A 14,092-nucleotide genomic window follows, 5' to 3' on the forward strand; every position below is an offset into this window, starting at 1 on the left:
ATTGAATGTGGCGTGGTGAGCCGGCGGGCGGAGGGGACGACGGACAGGGTTTAAGTACTACAGGGTGGCAATTTCACGCAATGGGTCTCAAATGTTCCGTCCTCGGGCACGCGTGGGGCGAGACCACCGTCGAGCGCGAGCGGGAAGAGCAGGGCAGCGAAGTCGTAATCACCATTCAGGAACGGGAGACCTGCGAGCGGTGCGGCGAGCAGCGCATCGTCTCCGAGAACAAGGAGGTGACCGCAATCGAGACGCCCTCGGACATCGCCGCCGACGTCATCGACGAACAGGGTGACGTGGTGGAGGGGGGCGACGCCGCGCCGGAAGCCGACGAAACGGGGACGGAGGCGGCGGACGAACCGACCGACGCGGGGAGCGAAAGCGAGTTGAGCGGGGCCGGCGGGAGCGACGGTGACGACGAGGCGACCGTCTCCGAGTCTGTCGGCGACGCGGAGCCGGCCGGCGGCACCGAGGCCGCCGACCCGGCGTCGGAGGACGCGGAGATAATGGACGACGACGCCGTCGCGGGCGGCGACGACGAACTCGACGACCCGACGACGGATGTCGCGGTTCCCGACGCGGAGGGGGACGGACCGGTCGGGGAATCCGAGGCCGACGAGGACGACGGCGTCATCATCGATGGGGCAGCCGAGGAGCCATCGACCCGGGACCGAGAGCCCGGCGAGTGGCCCGAGGAGCCGGCGGGCGACGGGGACGACTGGGAACCCGAGACGGACCGGACCGGCGACGACCCCGACGTGGAACCGGCGAGCGGGCCGGCCGTGACGGTTCCGGACGGGCAGTTCTACTGTCCCGAGTGCGGGTTCACCACCGAGGTCGAATCGTCGTCGCTGCGGGCGGGCGACTTCTGTCCGGAGTGTCACAAGGGGTCGCTCGTCAACGACGCCGACGAGTGAACGCAAAGGGTAAGACGCCCCCTCGCAAAACCACGCCCATGCGAGAGTACAAGATGCGCCGGGGCGAGCATCTCGAAGACCGCGTTCCGGACATGGAGGCCTTCGTCGAGGAGTACTTCGGCGCGGTGACCGACACCGAAGACTACGACGACACCGACCTGCTGGTCGTCGACGAGCCGGACAATCCCGTCTTCGAGCGCGTGGTCGCCGGCCGCGTCGAGTACGGGAGCAAGAAAGACAAACTGGCCCTGCACATCGACGAACGCCCCGCCGAGGAGGTCATCGCCGAGGGCCACGTCGACGCCGCCGAGGACGCCGTCGCCAAGAAGAACAACTTCCTACAGGAGGCGACCGGCCGGGACGCGAAGGCCCGCCGCGACTCGATGAAACGTTCCGTCGAGGACGACGCCGACAAGCCCGACAACGTCTGACCACAGCGCTCGAAGCGCTCCGTTCTCCGTCGTTGGCGTTCGCCCCCGCCAACGCTAAATGCCTCCGTGACATACGTTCACATACGCCCCGGCCGGAGGCGACAGAAGTATCCGGACCCGAGCGGTTGCGCTCCCGCGGCTCCGGCCGCAGCGGCGCGCTGTCATAGTTTGTCCGCCCGCCGGAGCGGCCCCTTCCGGCATTCGGCGCGTCCCCGTTCGTCACTCCACCAGCCCGTAGCCCCGCTTGAAAAGCAGGAAGTCGACGGCGAGGACGGCCGCCGCCGCGAGCGAGAGGACGGCCAGCGACGCGTTCGGGTCGATTTCGGAGACGCCGATCATGCCGTAGCGGACGCCGTTGACCATGTACACCATGGGATTGAACAGCGAGACCTGTCGCCACAGCGGCGGAAGCACGTCGAGCGAGTAGAAGACGGCTCCGAAAAACACCAGCGGGCGGAGGATGAACTGGTTCATCACGGTCAGGTAGTCGAAGTCGTCGGCCCACAGGCCGCCGACGACGCCGAGGCCGGCGAACAGCACGGTGATGACCAGCAGAAACGCGACCAGATAGAACGGGTGCGCCAGCGGGACCGAGGTGAACACCAGTCCGACACCGACGATGAGGACGGCGGTGACGACACCCCGCAACGCGCTGGCGCTCACGTAGGCGGCGACCATGTTGCGGTTCGACATCGGCGAGGTGACGACCTCGTGGATGTACTCGTTCCACCGGCCGTGGAAGATGGAGAAGGAAGCGTTCTCGAAGGCGTCGGAGATGGCCCCCAGCACGACCAGTCCCGGCAGGACGAACTGGATGTAGCTCACACCGGCGATAGAGCCGATGCGACTCCCGAGGATGACGCCGAACACCGAGAAGTACAGCGAATTGGTGATGATGGGCGGCAGGAAGGTGTTGTAGGGCCGCCGGACGTAGCGGGTGATCTCCCGGCGGACGAGCGTCGCCAACTGCGTGGTCTCGGTGCTCACGCCGACACCTCCGCGTACTCGCGCTCGTCGCGGGTCATGTCGACGAACACCTCCTCCAGCGAGGCCCGGCGGATGTCCAGCGAAGTGACGGTGTGGCCCGCCCGCTCCAGTTCGCGGACCAGCGCCGGCGCGGTCTGGCTGCCGCCCGAGGCGGTGACGCTGAGGCCGTCGTCGGTGACGCTCACGTCGGTCACGCCCTCGACGTCGAGGCGCGGGGCGGTCCGGGGCGGGTCGGCCAGTGCCACGGCGACGGTGTCGGTGCCCCGGGACATCAGTTCGTCGGGCGTCGACACCTCGACCTTGCGGCCGTCGTCCATGATGGCAACGCGGTCACAGAGCCGCTCGGCCTCCTCGATGTAGTGGGTCGTCAGCAGGATGGTCGTCCCGGCGTCGTTCATGTCGCCGATGATGTCCCAGAGGTCGTGGCGCAGTTGCACGTCGACGCCGGCGGTCGGTTCGTCCAGAATGAGCAGGTCGGGGTCCGAGACCAGCGCCCGAGCGAGCATGAACCGCCGTTTCATCCCGCCCGAGAGCCAGTCGAAGCGCGTGTCGCGTTTCTCCCAGATGCCGACGGTCTTGAGCGCGTCCTCGGCGCGGCGCTCGGCCTCGTCGCTGGCGATGCCGTGGTAGCCCGCCTTGTGTTCGAGGACCTCGCGGATGGGAAAGAAACGGTCGACGTTGAACTCCTGTGGCGCGAGGCCGATGCGGTCGCGGGCCTCCCGGTAGTCGTCTTCCACGTCGAAGCCAAACACCTCGGCGACGCCGTCGTCCTTGTGGACGAGGCCGACGAGGGTGTTGATGACCGTCGTCTTGCCCGCGCCGTTGGGGCCGAGCAGGCCGAAGAACTCACCGCTGTCGACGGTCAGTTCCAGTCCGTCCAGCGCCTGTACGTCCCCGTAGCGCTTGTGGAGGTTCCGGACGCGTATCGCCGGTGCAGTCATTACCGTTGCAAGCGCCCCGACACCGAAAAGCACGTTGAAGCGCCGGAACTGTGCCGGAAAGAGTCAGCGACCCAGCCGCTCGCGGGAGATGGCGACCCCGTTGGGCGTGATGATGAGTTGGTCGTCGTCCTTCTGGACGATGTCGCCGCCGACCTCGTTTGCGACCTGCTTGAGTTCGTCGCTGATGTGTTCCATCGTCCGGTCCTGCGTGGAGTGGCGGGTGATGTCGGCGACGACCACGTCGCCGTCGTAGACGGCGTCCTTGATTTCGATGACGTCCTGCTTGTCGCTGATGCGGGCGATACGGACCTGCCGCTCCGCGTCAGCGCCGACGGCGATGTCCCCGGCGTCCAGTTCGACGTAGTCCTCGGTCTGTCGGGACGGTCCCGAATCGCCGAGAATCTTGCTCATCAATCCCATGTCCCTTCGGGCGTGCGCTGACGGTTTAGGTCTTACGTCAGACGCGTTTTACTTCACTTCATATTTTGTGGAAAGAATTCCAATTCCAGCGCCTCGGTAGCTCAGACGCGGCTGTGCGGGGACTAGACGCTGAACTCGAACAAGTCGTCGCCGACGTGGTGCAGCGACTCGACGACCTTCCCGCTGTCGCCGACCATGTCGTCGCCGGCGGCCTTCGCGCGGCCCACGGCGAGGAACTTCCCGTGGGACTCCTCGTTGATGACCACGAGGTCGCCCGCGGCGATGTCGTCGTCGGCGTCGGTGATGCCCGGCCGCATCACGTCCGCGCCGTCGGAGACGAACGACACCGCGCCCGCGTCGACGGTGACGACGTGTTTCTGTGGCGGGTAGCGGTTGGCCCCCTGTACGGTGAGAAACGGCTCTTTCTCCGCGTTGCCCTCGTCGTCGAGATACAGCACCAGCGGCTCCCCGTCGACCAGCACGACGTCCCAGTCGCTGTCGTCGAACTCGACTTTCTCGAAGCTGTCGGCGTCCAACTCGACGCCGAGGTTGTCGGCCAGCGCCGTCGCGATGGCGTCGACCTCGTCCGAGCGGAGGTGGTGGCGCGACTTGACTTCCATGGCCGCGTCTCCGCGGCCACAGCGGGTAAGCGTAACGAACTCCCGCCCGCGCTCGGGGAAACCGTTATCTCCCCGTGGCACCCGGACACGCCCGTACGGGAGAGCCGTGACCAGAGTCAGACCCGCCTTCGACGACGACGCCGAGGCCATCCGCCGGGTCGCCAAGCGGACGTGGCGCGACACCTACGACGTACTCGACCCCGCAGTGGTCGACGAGACCGTCGAACAGTGGTACGCCGACCCGCTGGGCAGTTCGCTCCACGGGTGGGCGGGCGGCCAGCCGGCCCGCGACCTCGGCGTCGAGGCGCTGCTGTTCGTAGCCGAGCGCGCCGAGGTAGTCGTCGGCTTCGCACAGGGGGTCGCCACCGGGCCGGAGGGGACGATACTCCGGCTGTACGTCGACCCGGCTCACCAAGGCCTCGGCGTCGGGTCGGCGCTGTACGAGCGGCTGTGTGACCGGTTCCGCGAGCACGGCGTCGAGCGGCTGACCGCCTTCGACCTCGCGGCCAACGACGACGGCCGGCAGTTCTTCGAGCGCCGCGGGTTCGAGCGGACCGGCACGGGGACCGTGACCATCGGCGGCGAGGCCTACGACGAGGCTGTCTACGCCCGCGACCTCGACCCGGAGGACACGGCGGAGGCGAACGCGTCGGACGCGGCGAGCGAGTAGTCGCGCCGAACCCGGCGGACGGGTGGGGACAACAGGCGATAGCGGGCGGGTTTTTGCCCCGCCGCGCCGTAGCCCGGGTATGCGTGTCGTCACACTCCTGCCCTCGGCGACGGAACTCGTCTACGCGCTGGGCGTCGTGCCGGTCGGCGTCTCCCACGAGTGCGACTACCCACCGGCGGCCCGCGAGCGGCCCGCGGTCAACCGTTCGCGGGTCGACGCCGGGGCGACGAGCGCCGAGATAAACGAACAGGTCGCGGCCGCCGAGGACGGCGACGGCGTCTACGCTATCGACCGCGCGACGCTGGCGGACCTTGACCCCGACCTCGTCGTCACGCAGGGAGTCTGTGACGTGTGCGCCGTCGACCGCGTGCAGGTGGCGGCGGCCGTCGACGACCTCGAACTGGACTGCGAGGTGCTGACACTCGACGTACACAGCCTCGACGACCTCTTCGAGTCCGTCCACCGCGTCGGCGCGGCGCTGGGCCGGGACGGCCGGGCCGCGGACCTCGTGGCGGCCATGCGCGAGCGGGTGGCGGCCGTCGAGACTACCGCCGCCCGCGCGACCGACGCCCCGCGGGTGGCCGTGCTGGACTGGCTCGACCCCGTGATGGTCGCCGGCCACTGGGTGCCCGAGATGGTCGAGCGGGCGGGCGGCACCTACGGCATGGAGGCCGCGGGCGCACACTCCCGGCCCCGCGAGTGGGACGCCGTCGTGGAGTACGACCCCGAGGTGCTGGTGGCCGCGCCCTGCGGGTTCGACGTGGCACAGACCCGCGAGAACCTCGCGGACCTGACCGACCGCCCGGGATTCGACGACCTGACCGCCGTCCGCGAGGGGCGGGCCTACGTCGTCGACGGGCACCACTACGTCAACCGCTCGGGGCCGCGGCTGGTCGACACGCTGGAGTATCTGGCGGCGCTGGTCCACCCGGCCCTGTTCGACGCGCCGCCGCGGGACGCCGCCGTCGAACTCCCGACGGTGCGGGCGTAGTCAGGCCATCGCCGCGGCAGCCCGCAGGCCGACGTAGGTGTTGCCGAGGACGACGGCGGTCCCGAGGGCGACGACGCCCGACAGCCACCAACGCCACCACGGCACCGCCTCCACGACGCGGCGACACGCCAGCAAAACAACGCCGACGTAGAGGACGACGGCCATCTTCAGCGCGACGACCAGCATGGGCTCGTGGGCCAGCAGCGCCCGAATCAACGGGTTCGCCTCGACGGCGTGGCCGGCGAACCGCGCGGCGAAAAGCGTCGAGACGGCGTCGCCAAAGCCCCAGACCAACACCAGTGAGAAGACGAGTTCGACGTAGCCGGGCCGCTCCAGTCGCATCGCGAAGGCGTCGGCGAGGGCCGGGCGACGCGAGGCCATGCCGACTGCTGTCACGCGGCGGCGCATAAATCTCGGCCCCGAGTTATCGCCGCTGAGAACGTCCCTGCTCACTCCGTCAGGGCGCACCGGCCCTCGTAGGCGGCGTCGGCGACGCGCTCGATGGCCGGGTCGGAGCCACAGACCGGGCAGTCCGGGTTCGGCGCGACGGGCACCTCGTCGACGGTCATCGCCGACGCGTCGTAGGCCAGCAGCCGGCCGACGAGGCTCTCGCCGTGGCCCGTGGCGAGCTTGACGACTTCGGTCGCCTGCATGCAGCCGATGGTGCCCGGGAGCACGCCCAGCACGCCGGCCGTCGCGCAGTCGGGGACGGTCCCCTCGGGCGGGGCCTGCGGGAACAGACAGCGGTAACACGGGCCCGTCCCGTCGAAGGTCGTCACCTGCCCCTCGAACCGGAAGACCGCGCCGTGAGAGAACGGGACGCCGGCGAGCGTGCAGGCGTCGTTGACCAGAAAGCGCGTGGCGAAGTTGTCCGAGGCGTCGACGACGACGTCGTAGTCGGCCACGAGGTCGGCGGCGTTGGCCCGGCTCAGCCGCGTCTCGCGGGCGTCGACGGTCACGTCGGGGTTCAGGTCGGTCACGAACTCGCGGGCGCTCTCGACTTTCGGCCGGCCCACGTCGGCGTCGGCGTGGACGACCTGCCGCTGGAGGTTCGACCGCTCGACGGCGTCGTCGTCGACGATGCCGAGCCGGCCGATTCCGGCGGCCGCGAGGTACTGGAGGACCGGCGAGCCGAGTCCGCCGGCCCCGACGACTAATACGTCGGTGTCGAGCAACGCGGCCTGTCCCTCGGGGCCCACGTCGTCCATGATGACGTGCCGCGAGTAGCGGTCGAGCTGTTCGGCGTCGAGGTCCGGGCGCATGCGCGGCCGTTCGGCGGCCAGCGAGATAAGGGGCGTGTTCCCGAGTAGGTCGCCGTCAACCCCCGGCGGACACGGGTGATGCTGTCCCTCGGCTCGCCTCAGCAGTCGTAGAGGTCGCGGTACTTCGCGTCGGCGTAGTCGAGGAAGTGGTCGGCGGTGAACGACTCGCCCGTGGCCTCGCGTATCAGGTCGTCGGTCTCGTAGCGCGCGCCGTGGCGGTGGACGGTGTCGGTCAGCCAGTCGTGGACGGCGTCGAACTCGCCGGCCCGGACCTGCGCGTCCACGTCGCCGAGGTCGGCCCGGAGGTGGTGGTCGAGTTGCGCGGCCAGCACCGACCCGAGCGTGTAGGTCGGGAAGTAGCCGATAGCGCCGTTGGTCCAGTGGATGTCCTGCAGACAGCCCTCGGCGTCGGTGTCGGGTCGAATCCCGAGGTACTCGTCCATCTTCTCGTTCCAGACGGCGGGGACCTCCGCCACGTCGAGGTCGCCCCGGATGAGGTCACGCTCTATCTCGAAGCGCAGGACGATATGCATGTGGTAGGTGAGTTCGTCCGCCTCGACGCGGATGGGGTTGTCGTCGTAGACGCGGTTGGCGGCCTCGTAGAACTCGCGGGGCGTCGCGTCGGTCCCGAGGTGGTCGTTGGCGGTGTCGGCGAAGAAGTCCCAGAACGCCCGCGAGCGGCCGACGTGGTTCTCCCAGAAGCGCGACTGGGACTCGTGGACCGAGAGGTCGCGGCTGTCCCCCAGCGGCGTCCCGTACTGCTCGCGGGGGAGCCCCTGCGTGTAGGTGGCGTGGCCGAACTCGTGGACCGTCGACCCGACGGCGTCAAGCGGGTCGTCGGGCGTGAACCGGGTGGTCACGCGGGCGTCGAACTGTGTCCCCGTCGAGAAGGGGTGGGGAGCGGTGTCGAGGCGGCCGCGGTCCCAGTCGTAGCCCAGTTCGTCCAGCGCCGTCTCGACGAGGGCGTGCTGGGTGTCGTCGTCGTAGGTCCCCTCGAAGGGGTCCGCGAGCGTCACGTCGCTGTCGGCGATGTCGTCGACGAGCGGGACCAGTTCGTCCCGCAGGCGCGTCAGCACGTCCTCGGCGGTGTCGATGCCCAGATACGGCTCGTACTCCTCGAACAGCACCGCGTAGGGGTCCCGGTCGGGGTCGATGGCCTCGGCGTACTCCCGGCGCAGTTGGACCATCTCCGCCAGCGTCTCCTCGAACAGTCCGAAGTCGTCCTCGGCCTTGGCCTCCTCCCAGACGGGGAGCGCGTTCGAGGAGGCCTCGGAGATGCGCTCGACGAGGTCCGAGGGGACCCGCGTCGCCCGCTCGTGGTCGCGCCGGACCTCGCGGACGACGGCGGCCTGTTCGGCGTCGAGGTCGGCCGCTTCGAGGTCGTCGAGCCACTCGCCCACCCGGTCGTCGGTCAGTAGGTCGTGGTGCAGCGTCGAGACGGCCGAGGACTGCTTCGCCCGGGCGGGCGTGCCCCCCTCGGGCATCATCACCTGCTGGTCCCACTGGAGGACGCCGCCGGCGTCCGAGAGGTAGTGGAGTCGCTTCACGTGGTCGAGGAACTGCTCGTAGGTCGACTCCGCCGCGCCGGTCGTTGCCATGTGACGGCGTTGGGGCGGCCGGCGTAAATGCTCGGTGTCGCCGGTAAGCCCGACCGTCGGTCGGCACAAGGTTCGTGTGCGTGCCGGACGCGGGGCCGTCCGGTGGCCCGTGGGCCGCCGCCGAGCGACCGCCGGTGACGGCTCACGCCGGCCACGCCTCGGCGACCCGCTGGTATATCGACCGACAGCGCTCCAGTACCGGCACCGAGACGCTCTCGGTCGCCGTGTGGGCCTCGCCGGGTTCGGCCGCGCCGACGACGACACAATCAGTCCCGGCGGCAGCCAGCCAGCCCGCGTCGGTCGCGTGGGGCTTGACGACCTGCTCGGGCGTTCCCGCCTGTGCCCCGGCGGCGGCGTCCAGCACGGCGTCGGCGAACGCCGGGTCCTCGCAGGCCATCGGCGGGAGGTCTTGGTCGACTTGCCACGAGACGCCGTCGACGGACTCGACCCGCGAGAGCGGCGCGCGCTCCCCGGGCACGGTCCGCTCGTCGACGGTGACGGTACAGCGCTCCGGGACGACGTTCCACGCCGACCCGCCCTCGATTTCGGTGACGGCGAGGCTCCCCGAGAGGGGGTGGCCCAGCACCGCCGTCTCGGGGAACTCGATGTCCCGGACCACGTCGACGGCGTCGCTCGCCCGGTAGATGGCGTTGTCCCCCGCCGCCGGTTCGCTGGCGTGGGCGGCCGCGCCCTCGGCGACCAGCGTCGACCCGCGCCGACCCTTGTGGGCGACGGCCACGTCGGTGACGCCGCCGGCGGAGTAGCCCGTCGACCCCTCGCCGACGACGGCGTAGTCCGGCGCGAAGCCGTCCTCGATGGCCGCCTGACAGCCCAGTCCGCCCCGCTCCTCGCCGACGAAGGAGGCGAAGACGAGTTCGCCGGCCGGGTCCGCGTCGGCGAAGGCGAGCATCGCCGCGGCGAGACACCCCTTCATGTCGGCGGTCCCGCGGCCGTAGAGCCGCCGCTCGGTGTCGCCGTCACCGGGTCGGGAGGCCGCGTCGGCCTCGTGCGTCTCGACGACGTAGTCGTCGCCGTCGACCTGTGACTCGTCGGGCGGCACTACGTCGTGGTGGCCCACCAAGGCCAGCGAGCGCTCGCCCGTCCCTTTGCGCGCGAGGACGTTGCCGTGTGCATCGCGGGTCACGGCGGCGTCGGTGTTGTCCCGCAGCCACGACGCGACGAGGTCGCCCGCCGCGGCCTCCGGGTGGTCGGCCATCCCGTCGTCCTCGTCCCAGTGGCTCGGGACGGCGACGAGTTCGCGGGTGAGTGCTGCGACGTTCATACCGGACGGTGGGCCGGCGGTGACTTCAACGCCCGCCGTTCGCGCGCCCGACTCCACAAGAGCCATACCCCCGTTGGCGCAACTGACAGTCGAATGACGACGACATCCGAGGGGGACACCGAGGACGCCCGCCTCGCGGACTCCGTGCCGCCGGTCCGGGAGTGGGGACGCGCGCTCGTCGTCGGCCTGTTCATGGGCACGGCCGACGGCGTCCCGGGGGTCTCGGGCGGTACCATCGCGCTCATCGCCGGCATCTACCCGCGGCTCATCGCCGCCATCACCGCCATCACGCCCGGTCACGTCCTGCGGTTCCTGCGCGCGCTGACGCCGCTCGACGAGGGGCCGTCGCTCGGGCGGGCCGCCGCCGTCGTCGACGAGTTCGACGGCTGGTTCCTCGTCGCCCTCGTGACCGGCGTCCTCACCGCCGTCGTCGCCGTGGGGCAGTTCGTCGAGTACGCCAACGAGCACGCGCCGGTCCTGCTGTTCGGGGCCTTCTTCGGGCTCATCGGGGCCTCGGCGGTCATCCTGTTCCGGGAGATAGCCATCGACACGAGCGCCGAGGCCGTCGCCGCCGTCGCCGGCTTCGTCGTGGCCTTCGTCGCCTCCGGACAGGGCACGCTCTTCGCCGGCGGGGGCCTGCTCGTCGTCTTCGTCGCCGGCGCTATCGCGGTCAGCGCGATGATACTCCCCGGCCTCTCGGGGTCGCTCCTGCTGGTCGTCATCGGCCAGTACGTCTACATGTACGACCGGCTCAACGCCTTCCTCGAATCGCTTGTCGGCCTCGTCACCGGCGGGTCGACGGCCGGACTCGTCGACGCCGGCACCGTCGTCGTGACGTTCGTCCTCGGCGGGCTGGTCGGCGTCTTCACCATCGCGCGGGTCATCCGCCGGGCGCTGGACGCCAACCGCGCGGTGACCTACGCCTTCCTCGTCGCGCTCGTCCTCGGGGCACTGCGCGCGCCGGTAGCGACGCTCAACGGGGCCGAGTACGCGGTGACGTGGGACGGCGCGACCGTCGGGGCGTTCGCGGCCGTCGCGGCGGTCGGTGCCGTCGTCGTCTTCCTGCTGGACTGGTACGCCGTCGACATCGACCTCGACGCGGTGTAGCCGTCAGCTGACGAACAGCCGGCGCGTGGCCCGCTCGTGGTCGGCTGCCAACACGTCGACCAGCGGCGCGAACTGCGCCATCCCGTCCAGCGTCCGCTCGGCGCTGTCGTCGACGGCGGCGACCATCGCCGGCCGGAGCGCGTCGAGTACCCGTTGGGCCTCGGTGTGACCCAGCGACAGCACCCGCTGGGCCGCGCCGAGCAGGCCGGTGACGAAGCCGTGACAGCACAGCAGGCACGCCTCCCGTTCGTCGATGCCGGCCAGCGCCGTCGCCGCGCCGAGGACGACGGGGTAGTTGCCCGGCGCGTCCCCGTCGGCAACCCGGTCGGCGTAGCGCTCGAACAGCGGGGCCTCGCGCAGGTCCCGCTGGAGCGAGAGCAGGCGGCTCCCCGACCGCTCGGCGCTGTCGCGGAACTCCGCGGCCAGCGTCACCGCCGTCAGCCGCCGGTCGGCCTCGCAGACGGCGTCGACGTCGCCCGCCAGCGCGCCGGCGTGGGCCGCCCGGAGCGCCACCAGTTCGCCCGGCCCGACCTGCCGGCGGAGGTACGTCGAAAGCAGCGCTTCGAGGTCGTCGCCGTCGGTCACCCGGTCGTCTTGGACGAACTGTTCGAGGGCGTAGGAGGCGGTGTAGGCCCCGACCGGCAGGAAGGAGTCAGCCAGTCGGAACGCCGAAAGGGTGGCGTCGTCGTCCGGGCGCGCGTCGGCAGCGTCGCCGCTCATCGGTCCCCTCCGTCGACGGTGCGGACGCCGTGAGCGAGGCCGTCAGCGCCCTCGCCGCCGTGGCTGTGGTCGCCGTGGGCGTGACCGCCCTCGCCGTGGTCGTGGGAGTGTGGGGGCCCTCCGCCGGACCCGTCGTCGAACGTCGTCGGCGGGACCCGCTCGAAGCGGCTCTCGACGCCGGCGGGCAGGTGGTCGGCGACGGCCTCGCGCATCCGCTCGCGGGTGTCGGGCACCGGGAACAGGGCCTCGCCGTCCCGCAGGGCGAGGTCCCAGTGGCGGTTGCCCAGCGCGTGGCCCAGTTCCAGCGCCGTCAGCGGCGACACGTCAGCGGCCGCGAAGTCGAGGACGAGCGCGTCGACGGCGGCCAGTTCCACGACCACGCACGCCCCGCTCTCGGTCGCCAGCACGTCGCCGTCGGCCAGTTCCGCCGCGACGACGACGCCGAGGTCGGTCCCGTCGACGGTCTCGGTTCTGACCCGCGAGCGCCGCCGCTCGGTGTCCGAGAGGACGACGCGATGGGGGTCGGCCCCGAGCCGGTCGGCCACGTCGGGGTCCTCGCGGTGCCCGAGGCGGGTGTCGGCCACCAGCATCAGTACTTCCTCCCCGAGGGAGCAGGGGCGTCCAACAGGGTCCGGCGCGCGCGGTCCCACGCGGCCCGGAGCGCCGCCTGCACCGTCTCGGCCCGGTCGCCGAGCGCCCGCACCGCCACGCCCGCGTCGTTGGGCAGGGCGGTCGCGCCCGCCCGCGCGTCGCCGTCGGCGACGGCCTCGTGGAGCGCGTCGCTCAGCCCCGCGGTGTCGCGGTCGGGCGCGACGACGAAGGCGGTCCCGTAGACGGCGAACTCCCCGAGCACGCCCGGCGCGGTCGGGTCGGTCGTCCCGGGCGCGAGGCGGGTCGCGTCCTCGAACAGCAGGCCGTCCGGGCCGCTTGCGCGCACCCGCGAGTGGTACCGCTCGAACTCGAATCGCTCGCCGCGGGCCAGCCGTCCGGGGACGACCACGTCCGCGAGGACGGCCGTCGCGTCCGGGCCGAGGTCGAGCGTCAGGTCCTGCGCGTAGCGGGCGTCGGCGTGCAGGATGGTCGGCTCGGGGACGTAGTCGAGGTGGCCGCCGCGCGCGACGGTCAGGTCGGTGTCGGCGGCGGCGTAGTTGGCGTTCATCGACTGGACCTTCGTCGAACTCTGGGTCGAGACGTGGGCGACGGCGTCCGCGCCGACCCCGATAGACACGTCGTGGCGGTCCCCCTGTGCGACCCCGCCGGTCGGCGACTGGACGAACACCGTCGTCCCGTCGGGATGGGGGTCGTGGTCCAGCGTCCCGGAGACGTGAAACGGGACCGTCGCGTAGTCCCGGACCAGCGCCGTCCCGCCGCCGGCGCGGTCGAACTGGAGGTCCATGACGCCGTCTTTCCCCGGCGACCCGACGGCGGCCTGCGGGACCGACTCGGCGGCGTACTCGGCAAAGGCCGGATGGGACGGAGCCGACGGCTCCGCGGACCGCCCCGCTGACTCCGGGCTGTCGGCGGCCATCAGGCGAACAGCACCCCCTCGCGGACGTGCTGTAACACCTCGTCGACGCCCTCGCGGGCCTTGCAGTCGGTGAAGACGAACGGGCCGTCCCGGACCTCGCTGGCGTCGCGCTCCATCACGTCCAAGTCCGCGCCGACGTGGGGCGCGAGGTCGGTCTTGTTCATCACCAGCAGGTCGCAGTCGACGACGCCCGGGCCGCGCTTGCGGGGGATGTCGTCGCCCTCGGCGACCGAGATGACGTACAGCGAGTAGTCGGCGAGTTCGGGGTTGAACGTCGCCGCGAGGTTGTCGCCGCCGCTCTCGACGAGGACCAAATCGAGGTCCGGGTGGTCGGCGAGGAAGGCGTCTATCTGCTGGAGGTTCATCGAGGGGTCCTCGCGGATGCCGGTGTGGGGACAGGCCCCCGTCTCGACGCCGGCCACGAGGTCCTCGGGGACGACGCCCGCGAACCGCTCGCGCAGTCGCTCAGCGTCCTCCTGCGTGAGGATGTCGTTGGCGATGACGCCCACGTCGAGTCCATCCTCGCGCAGGCGCGGGACGAGTTCGGTCAGCAGCGTCGTCTTGCCGGAGCCGACGGGGCCCCCGATGCCGACCGTCGCCACGTCGCGGTGTGTCAGG

General features: G+C 71.0%; 17 protein-coding genes. 5 read left to right on the top strand and 12 right to left on the bottom strand.

Annotation, left to right across the window (positions count from 1 at the left end):
• Positions 1 to 80 precede the first annotated feature (80 nt).
• Both ACV7JO_RS11210 and ACV7JO_RS11215 read left to right on the top strand, forming a co-directional pair.
• Entirely contained in the window at positions 81 to 917 is an 837-nt protein-coding gene (locus ACV7JO_RS11210; protein ID WP_470353499.1) for a DUF7093 family protein, read from the top strand.
• Positions 918 to 955: 38 nt separating this feature from the next.
• The gene (locus ACV7JO_RS11215; RefSeq protein WP_470353500.1) at positions 956 to 1,348 is read left to right on the top strand and encodes a DUF5611 family protein; all 393 of its coding nucleotides are present in this window, start codon (positions 956 to 958) and stop codon (positions 1,346 to 1,348) included.
• A gap of 219 nt (positions 1,349 to 1,567) precedes the next feature.
• Here the strand turns inward: ACV7JO_RS11215 and ACV7JO_RS11220 are convergent, their stop codons facing one another.
• The 4 genes from ACV7JO_RS11220 to ACV7JO_RS11235 all read right to left on the bottom strand — a co-directional run bounded on the left by ACV7JO_RS11220 (position 1,568) and on the right by ACV7JO_RS11235 (position 4,316).
• Positions 1,568 to 2,335 (bottom strand): ABC transporter permease, encoded by a 768-nt coding sequence (locus ACV7JO_RS11220; protein ID WP_470353501.1) that lies wholly within the window; start codon positions 2,333 to 2,335, stop codon positions 1,568 to 1,570.
• Complete coding sequence (locus tag ACV7JO_RS11225; protein ID WP_470353502.1) at positions 2,332 to 3,276, bottom strand: ABC transporter ATP-binding protein; 945 nt, start codon at positions 3,274 to 3,276, stop codon at positions 2,332 to 2,334. The genes ACV7JO_RS11220 and ACV7JO_RS11225 overlap by 4 nt, the downstream gene beginning before the upstream one ends.
• 63 nt (positions 3,277 to 3,339) lie before the next feature.
• Entirely contained in the window at positions 3,340 to 3,696 is a 357-nt protein-coding gene (locus ACV7JO_RS11230; protein WP_470353503.1) for a cell division protein SepF, read from the bottom strand.
• Positions 3,697 to 3,818: 122 nt separating this feature from the next.
• Complete coding sequence (locus ACV7JO_RS11235; protein WP_470353504.1) at positions 3,819 to 4,316, bottom strand: RNA-binding protein; 498 nt, start codon at positions 4,314 to 4,316, stop codon at positions 3,819 to 3,821.
• Between the two features lie 106 nt (positions 4,317 to 4,422).
• Here ACV7JO_RS11235 and ACV7JO_RS11240 point away from each other — a divergent pair, with 106 nt between their 5' ends.
• Positions 4,423 to 4,986, top strand: a complete 564-nt coding sequence (locus ACV7JO_RS11240; RefSeq protein WP_470353505.1) for a GNAT family N-acetyltransferase — start codon at positions 4,423 to 4,425, stop codon at positions 4,984 to 4,986.
• A 79-nt stretch (positions 4,987 to 5,065) separates the two neighbouring features.
• Positions 5,066 to 5,977 (top strand): ABC transporter substrate-binding protein, encoded by a 912-nt coding sequence (locus ACV7JO_RS11245; RefSeq protein ID WP_470353506.1) that lies wholly within the window; start codon positions 5,066 to 5,068, stop codon positions 5,975 to 5,977.
• Here the strand turns inward: ACV7JO_RS11245 and ACV7JO_RS11250 are convergent, their stop codons facing one another.
• The 4 genes from ACV7JO_RS11250 to ACV7JO_RS11265 form a co-directional block, all read right to left on the bottom strand.
• On the bottom strand, positions 5,978 to 6,358 hold the full coding sequence (locus tag ACV7JO_RS11250; protein ID WP_470353507.1) for a DUF5658 family protein: 381 nt from the start codon (positions 6,356 to 6,358) through the stop codon (positions 5,978 to 5,980).
• Positions 6,359 to 6,426: 68 nt separating this feature from the next.
• A complete protein-coding gene (gene ubaA, locus ACV7JO_RS11255; protein ID WP_470353508.1) occupies positions 6,427 to 7,239 on the bottom strand; it encodes an SAMP-activating enzyme E1 in 813 nt (270 codons plus the stop codon).
• Between the two features lie 98 nt (positions 7,240 to 7,337).
• Entirely contained in the window at positions 7,338 to 8,837 is a 1,500-nt protein-coding gene (locus ACV7JO_RS11260; protein WP_470353509.1) for a carboxypeptidase M32, read from the bottom strand.
• A gap of 142 nt (positions 8,838 to 8,979) precedes the next feature.
• Entirely contained in the window at positions 8,980 to 10,119 is a 1,140-nt protein-coding gene (locus tag ACV7JO_RS11265) for a M20 family metallopeptidase (RefSeq protein WP_470353510.1), read from the bottom strand.
• A 93-nt stretch (positions 10,120 to 10,212) separates the two neighbouring features.
• On the opposite strand from ACV7JO_RS11265, the gene ACV7JO_RS11270 reads away from it, so the two are divergent.
• Positions 10,213 to 11,226, top strand: coding sequence for a DUF368 domain-containing protein (locus ACV7JO_RS11270; RefSeq protein ID WP_470353511.1), 1,014 nt, complete (start codon positions 10,213 to 10,215; stop codon positions 11,224 to 11,226).
• 3 nt (positions 11,227 to 11,229) lie between these two features.
• On the opposite strand, the gene ACV7JO_RS11275 is transcribed toward ACV7JO_RS11270, so the two are convergent.
• Genes ACV7JO_RS11275 through ureG form a run of 4 tightly spaced genes read right to left on the bottom strand, consistent with a single transcriptional unit; the run spans position 11,230 to position 14,091 of the window.
• On the bottom strand, positions 11,230 to 11,946 hold the full coding sequence (locus ACV7JO_RS11275) for an urease accessory protein UreF (protein WP_470353512.1): 717 nt from the start codon (positions 11,944 to 11,946) through the stop codon (positions 11,230 to 11,232).
• Positions 11,943 to 12,536 (bottom strand): urease accessory protein UreE, encoded by a 594-nt coding sequence (locus ACV7JO_RS11280; protein WP_470353513.1) that lies wholly within the window; start codon positions 12,534 to 12,536, stop codon positions 11,943 to 11,945. Before ACV7JO_RS11280 ends, ACV7JO_RS11275 begins: the two co-directional genes overlap by 4 nt.
• The gene (gene ureD, locus ACV7JO_RS11285) at positions 12,536 to 13,474 is read right to left on the bottom strand and encodes an urease accessory protein UreD (RefSeq protein ID WP_470353514.1); all 939 of its coding nucleotides are present in this window, start codon (positions 13,472 to 13,474) and stop codon (positions 12,536 to 12,538) included. The genes ACV7JO_RS11280 and ureD overlap by 1 nt, the downstream gene beginning before the upstream one ends.
• The gene (gene ureG / locus ACV7JO_RS11290; RefSeq protein WP_470355774.1) at positions 13,474 to 14,091 is read right to left on the bottom strand and encodes an urease accessory protein UreG; all 618 of its coding nucleotides are present in this window, start codon (positions 14,089 to 14,091) and stop codon (positions 13,474 to 13,476) included. The genes ureD and ureG overlap by 1 nt, the downstream gene beginning before the upstream one ends.
• Between the last annotated feature and the right edge of the window lies 1 nt (position 14,092).

The sequence above is a fragment of the Haloarcula sp. MBLA0138 genome (assembly GCF_055632455.1).

Excerpts from the sequence above, each read along its gene's own strand:
- ACV7JO_RS11280 (WP_470353513.1), bottom strand. The coding sequence starts at position 12,536 with ATGCTGGTGGCCGACACCCGCCTCGGGCACCGCGAGGACCCCGACGTG.
- ACV7JO_RS11265 (WP_470353510.1), bottom strand. The coding sequence starts at position 10,119 with ATGAACGTCGCAGCACTCACCCGCGAACTCGTCGCCGTCCCGAGCCAC.
- ACV7JO_RS11225 (WP_470353502.1), bottom strand. The coding sequence starts at position 3,276 with ATGACTGCACCGGCGATACGCGTCCGGAACCTCCACAAGCGCTACGGG.
- ACV7JO_RS11245 (WP_470353506.1), top strand. The coding sequence starts at position 5,066 with ATGCGTGTCGTCACACTCCTGCCCTCGGCGACGGAACTCGTCTACGCG.
- ACV7JO_RS11270 (WP_470353511.1), top strand. The coding sequence starts at position 10,213 with ATGACGACGACATCCGAGGGGGACACCGAGGACGCCCGCCTCGCGGAC.
- ubaA (WP_470353508.1), bottom strand. The coding sequence starts at position 7,239 with ATGCGCCCGGACCTCGACGCCGAACAGCTCGACCGCTACTCGCGGCAC.
- ACV7JO_RS11275 (WP_470353512.1), bottom strand. The coding sequence starts at position 11,946 with ATGAGCGGCGACGCTGCCGACGCGCGCCCGGACGACGACGCCACCCTT.
- ACV7JO_RS11210 (WP_470353499.1), top strand. The coding sequence starts at position 81 with ATGGGTCTCAAATGTTCCGTCCTCGGGCACGCGTGGGGCGAGACCACC.
- ACV7JO_RS11230 (WP_470353503.1), bottom strand. The coding sequence starts at position 3,696 with ATGGGATTGATGAGCAAGATTCTCGGCGATTCGGGACCGTCCCGACAG.
- ureD (WP_470353514.1), bottom strand. The coding sequence starts at position 13,474 with ATGGCCGCCGACAGCCCGGAGTCAGCGGGGCGGTCCGCGGAGCCGTCG.
- ACV7JO_RS11215 (WP_470353500.1), top strand. The coding sequence starts at position 956 with ATGCGAGAGTACAAGATGCGCCGGGGCGAGCATCTCGAAGACCGCGTT.
- ACV7JO_RS11260 (WP_470353509.1), bottom strand. The coding sequence starts at position 8,837 with ATGGCAACGACCGGCGCGGCGGAGTCGACCTACGAGCAGTTCCTCGAC.
- ACV7JO_RS11235 (WP_470353504.1), bottom strand. The coding sequence starts at position 4,316 with ATGGAAGTCAAGTCGCGCCACCACCTCCGCTCGGACGAGGTCGACGCC.
- ACV7JO_RS11250 (WP_470353507.1), bottom strand. The coding sequence starts at position 6,358 with ATGGCCTCGCGTCGCCCGGCCCTCGCCGACGCCTTCGCGATGCGACTG.